Source organism: Desulfobacter curvatus DSM 3379, assembly GCF_000373985.1.
Lineage (GTDB): Bacteria > Desulfobacterota > Desulfobacteria > Desulfobacterales > Desulfobacteraceae > Desulfobacter > Desulfobacter curvatus.
Genome location: NZ_KB892956.1, coordinates 1 through 4974 on the forward strand (window position 1 = coordinate 1; position 4974 = coordinate 4974).

Annotated in this window: 6 protein-coding genes and 1 rRNA gene; 3 read left to right on the plus strand and 4 right to left on the minus strand. The window is 43.5% G+C overall.

The window, feature by feature from the left end:
- Positions 1 to 247, minus strand: a 16S ribosomal RNA gene (locus B147_RS0105625); the annotation flags it as partial.
- Between the two features lie 449 nt (positions 248 to 696).
- Between B147_RS0105625 and B147_RS0105635 the strand changes: the two genes are divergently transcribed.
- The 3 genes from B147_RS0105635 to B147_RS0105645 all read left to right on the plus strand — a co-directional run bounded on the left by B147_RS0105635 (position 697) and on the right by B147_RS0105645 (position 3082).
- On the plus strand, positions 697 to 1230 hold the full coding sequence (locus B147_RS0105635; protein WP_020586258.1) for a PIN domain-containing protein: 534 nt from the start codon (positions 697 to 699) through the stop codon (positions 1228 to 1230).
- Positions 1231 to 1255: 25 nt separating this feature from the next.
- Positions 1256 to 1711 (plus strand): hypothetical protein, encoded by a 456-nt coding sequence (locus B147_RS0105640; RefSeq protein ID WP_157237794.1) that lies wholly within the window; start codon positions 1256 to 1258, stop codon positions 1709 to 1711.
- A 171-nt stretch (positions 1712 to 1882) separates the two neighbouring features.
- On the plus strand, positions 1883 to 3082 hold the full coding sequence (locus B147_RS0105645) for an aminotransferase class I/II-fold pyridoxal phosphate-dependent enzyme (RefSeq protein ID WP_020586260.1): 1200 nt from the start codon (positions 1883 to 1885) through the stop codon (positions 3080 to 3082).
- Positions 3083 to 3112: 30 nt separating this feature from the next.
- On the opposite strand, the gene B147_RS0105650 is transcribed toward B147_RS0105645, so the two are convergent.
- From B147_RS0105650 to B147_RS32765, 3 genes are all read right to left on the minus strand, one after another.
- Positions 3113 to 3775 carry an HAD family hydrolase gene (locus tag B147_RS0105650; protein ID WP_020586261.1) on the minus strand — a complete coding sequence of 221 codons (663 nt, stop codon included), beginning with the start codon at positions 3773 to 3775 and terminating at the stop codon, positions 3113 to 3115.
- 34 nt (positions 3776 to 3809) lie between these two features.
- The gene (locus tag B147_RS0105655; RefSeq protein WP_020586262.1) at positions 3810 to 4589 is read right to left on the minus strand and encodes a YkgJ family cysteine cluster protein; all 780 of its coding nucleotides are present in this window, start codon (positions 4587 to 4589) and stop codon (positions 3810 to 3812) included.
- 226 nt (positions 4590 to 4815) lie between these two features.
- Positions 4816 to 4962, minus strand: a complete 147-nt coding sequence (locus tag B147_RS32765; protein WP_281167873.1) for an ATP-binding protein — start codon at positions 4960 to 4962, stop codon at positions 4816 to 4818.
- Positions 4963 to 4974 lie beyond the last annotated feature (12 nt).

Consider the following 4974-nt stretch of genomic DNA (forward strand, 5'->3'; position numbering starts at 1 on the left):
ACTCATCCCCAAACAATTGCTTTCAAGAATAGGCAATCTTTCATCAATCTACTTGTGTAAACCGACTTTATCCGGTATTAGCTACCCTTTCGAATAGTTATCCCAGGCTTGAAGGCAGATTATCTACGTGTTACTCACCCGTGCGCCACTCTACTCAGGATTGCAAGCAATCCCTTTCTCGTTCGACTTGCATGTGTTAAGCACGCCGCCAGCGTTCATTCTGAGCCAGGATCAAACTCTCCAGTTATAATCCTTTACTAAAACTTTTTAAGGTCTGCACTTAAAGCCTAAGCCCAAAGCGCATTGTCATTGACCCGCTCTTTTCTTTTTCACTGACCAATTTTCAAAGATCCAACTTACTACTCAAAAAAAAACTTCCCGAAGAAAACCGCTTTGCTTTGTCCCCTCGAGAAGACCGGCGTAATATGCAGGAAAATGACAAGGCTGTCAAACAGTTTTTTTACCTAATCCAAATAAAAACTTTTTTCCCGCATAATATCAAGCAATTAAACCTCAATTTTTTTTAGGAACCGACAAATACATAGTCATATACAAATTTCAAACATCTTTTTTGGCAGAATGCGTTTGTTTAAAAACTTTTTTAGACCATATTTTTTCAAAATCCGGTTTATGAATGGACACTGTTTAGAAAATTTATTATACGGTTTTCCAATTCAACCTTGGGGGGATATTGTAATGCACATAGTTTATATTGACGCCTCTTCTGCTATTCTTTTATTTAAAACCGGGCTTTTCCATTTGTGTACCCAATATTTTTCTATGATCATGGAAACCCATGTCTACAAAGAGGTGCGGGTACCGGATCATCCTGGTGCAAAATTCTTTTTATCCATGGTTCAAAAGAACAGTATAAAGGTGTGCAGAAGTAATCATGACTGTCCGGTCGATATACACCTGCCCGAGAACCTGGATCCTGGTGAACGGCAGACCATAGCACTTTATTTGCAGAATGCCCGCCCGAATCAGCGCTCGTTTATTATTATAGACGATGCAAAAGGGGCAAAATTCTGTTTGAGCAGCAACTTACCGTTTATCAATGCGTTACTGGTTCCGAAAATTTTATGGTTTGCCGGCATATTGAATAAAAATGATTATCTTGATAAGACCGCCTTGGTTATTGAAAAAGGACGGTACTCCAGAACTGTAATTGAAAAGGCAAAGGCTTTGTCCCCATCGGACCTGGCCATATTTATACCTGATGAAACCTGATCTTAATTGTGAAAAAAATTCTTGTATGAATGCCAAAGTATGGAAAAAAAAAGCAAGGGCATTTGCCATCAGGTCACACAACCATCTTTGGGGTAAAAATAATGAAGACCCTTTATCTTTCTTATATCTTAAGGGGTTGAATCTTAAGTTTATCAGTAAGATGTGTCTTGGGTGGAATAAATTTGGTCACAACCGGCCATGTGAAGGGTGGGGGCTTTCCCGCAAAGGTTCTTTTTTGATTCCTTCCGGTATTGTCTTTCCCTATATTGTTGAAAAAAAAATTACAGGTATTTTTGTCATTTCAATGGGAAATCCGGATACTGTCCCAGAGTCTGAATTGATCATCCCGGGCAGTTTTAAAGGCCCTCTGATTTTAGGCCCTGGTAATCGGGAAGTTAAAAATGCGACCAGTATCATGGAAGGGCTTAAAATATTTCAGGAAGATCCGGATGTGTTCAGTGTCAATATTCATCTTTTGTAGATAATTATTTATTATGACAATTAAAATAGAGGATGTTCCCCGTGAAACATTGTTACTTTTAAACATGTAAATAATTTTTACTAAAAATTTAATTTTATCAGATTAATAAAATCTGATATCTTTTTTATTTTGATTTCATGTTTCAACTATTTATCATTAGGAGCTTTTGACGTGGAACAAGACAATATTATTCGGTTTGCCTCCCGGATGGATTACCTGCCGCCTTACCTTTTCGGTATGATCAATAAAATGAAAATGGATAAACGGCGGAATGGGGATGATGTCATTGACCTTGGTATGGGAAATCCAATGGACCCCACACCTGATGCGGTTATTGAGAAGCTGGTGAGCGTTGCCAAGGATCCAAAATCCCACAGGTATCCGGAAAGTTCAGGACTTCCCAATTTAAAAAAAGAGATTGCCAAATATTATGACCGCCACTACAACATTAGTCTGGATGCGGACAAAGAAACCTACTTTACCATTGGTTCTAAAGAAGGGATTTCGCATTTGTGCCTGGCTATCATGGGTCCCGGGGACTGCGTTCTGGTTCCGGCACCGGCCTTTCCCATCCATATCTATGCAGCGGTAATCGCCGGTGCCAATGTCATGAGAATTCCCCTGGAACCCGAAAATGGTTTTCTGGACAGGATCATTAAAGTATGTGAAGCCTGTTATCCCAGCCCAAAGGTTCTTATGCTCAATTACCCCCATAACCCCACCGGCGTTGTAACGGATAAAGCTTTTTTCGAAGAGATCGTAAAGTTAGCCAAACGGTTTAAATTCATGGTTATCAATGACTTTGCCTATGGCAAAATAACCTATGACGGATATGTTGCCCCAAGCTTCCTGGAAATTGAGGGCGCCAAAGATGTCGGTGTTGAATTTGGGTCCTTTTCCAAGTCATACAACATGGCCGGCTGGCGCATTGGATATTGCGTTGGTAATGAAAAAATTGTCGAGGCCCTTGGAAAAATCAAAGGCTATTTTGATTATGGCATCTTTTCTGCCATCCAGGTGGCAGGTATTATTGCCCTTCGGGACTGTGATGATACCATTCCTGAACTGGCAAAAATTTATGAACACCGCCGGGATGTACTTTGTTCAGGCCTTGAACGCATCGGATGGGAGATAGAAAGACCCAAGGCCGGTATGTTTGTATGGGCAAAAATCCCTGAACCGTTTAATAAAATGGGGTCCATGGAGTTTGCAATCCAGCTGATGAACAAAGGAAATGTGGCCGTGGCACCAGGAGCCGGCTTCTCCGAAGAGGGAGAAGGATATCTGCGCCTGGCCCTGGTTGAAAATGAAGAACGTCTGCGCCAGGCTGTCCGGCAGATGAAAAAAGCCATGGACCAGATGAAAATTTAAAAGATGAGCAGACAGCCTGGATGTTTCCAGTCAGAATGCCGGACACATTTTCTTAATGGTGCTTTCAAGCCCCTGACAGTCAGGCAAGGGCTTTACTGTATCAGGAAAATTAACCTCGCCCTGGATACCGATAAAACGAAGACCGGTTTCCAGGGCAGCATTATAATCTGTTAGGGCATCTCCGATGAAAACGCATTGTTTTGCTGTAAGGCTATGTTTTTCCAGCAATCTTCGGATATGCTCAGTTTTTTTGACCGGTGAGCCCAAGATCTCCTTGAAGTAATGTCCGATTTTCCTTTGATCCACTATATACTTAAGCTCGGGTTCCGGGGTCCCTGAGACCATAAACACCGGCAGTTTTGACGCATATGCATCCAGAAAACCCTTTGCCCCTTTTATCCAGGGAGCACGGACCACATCCTGTACCACGAGATCTGAGTACCGCCCCGCCCATTCCATAACCTCCTTTTCAGTCAGGGGTTCTTTGATAATATTTTCATGGGCGTGCCGGATTTTTACAACCCGGCTGATACCGCCGTGCAAGACGTGGTAGTGAACAACCGCTTTTATGATTTCATCAGAAAAATCTTTAAACAATGTTTCAAAGGCTTTCTTTTTCGTATGGGTTGAGTCCACCAGGACCCCGTCAAAATCAAAAAAGAGTGCTTCAACGGATTGCATCGGTTTTGTCACGTTCTTTTCCTTAAATCAAAATAGTATTCCCGTATCAGGCGCGTTCTTCTAACGGTCCTTCACTGAACAAAAACCTTTCGATCCAGGTAAGTCCAAGCATGAGCAGCTCCAGGTCATCTTGTTTCACCGCGTCCAGCTGCTGCTCTGGGACAACATAACGCGATAGAAAACTGCTTTCAAAAACAAAACGGCGGAAGGTATCCGTGTTATAACTGGCCATGAACGCCATCTTCATGGGTGGGCTGTTCATATCGAGGCCCTGGGCTCTGAACGAATCGGCCTGTAAACGGCCTGCAATGCGGGCCCAGCAGTTATTGGGTTCATGATATGTCTGCATTTCCTGGTCCACCATCCACGCTTTGGCAGTCCATTCTTTATCTTCATTATGTCCCTTGCAGTAATCATGGTGCATGACATAATATTGCATGTGCATGCTGCCGTCAGCATCACCATAGACAGCCGGCTCCAGGGGATAGGCCCGGCAGGAGTAGGGTCTGTCCGGATAAACCGTGCACCCCTTTTCCGTGAGAAAGGTGCAGGGGTTGCCCTGCCGGTCACTCATTTTCAACATCACGTTGGGAAAGGTGGGCATGTCGCGGATGGCTGTTTTGGTATGGGCAACCAGGAACTCCTCCGAGGTCATGTTAAGGTTCTGCTTCATGCGTACAATGTCATAGGGATAAAGATACATGTCAGCATTGTGGCAGCAACGGGTAAAGCAGGGCACACCGTCGTGACAGGCAAATTTAAAGGTGCGGCTGCCAAGTAATTCACGATTTGCCTTGTTGCTCATGGTGTTATCAGGTGTTGTCATTGTCATATTTCCAGTGTTTGTCAGGTTTGTCCGTAATCAACGGGGTATATATTTTCATTACTGATATCTATATCTTTTACCATATTCCTGCATTTATCAACATACTCGTCTAAAATGCCCGGATGGCCACTTTAAAATCCCCCACCCGTGGCCGGGTCAAAATCCCCCGGCGGCAGAATATTGAGATCTAAGTTATTCTCTTAATATCTTCCATTTTTTCCTTTTTTCATCCCTCCCTATTGTCGCGCAGCTGAGAGAGCCGGTTGGCAGCCTCTTTGAGTCGGTAACTCTTCCCTTCAAATTTCAGCAGATGACCATGGTGAAGCAACCGGTCCAGTATGGCCGATGATGCGGCATTGTCTTTGAGAAGCAGGCCCCAGTCTTC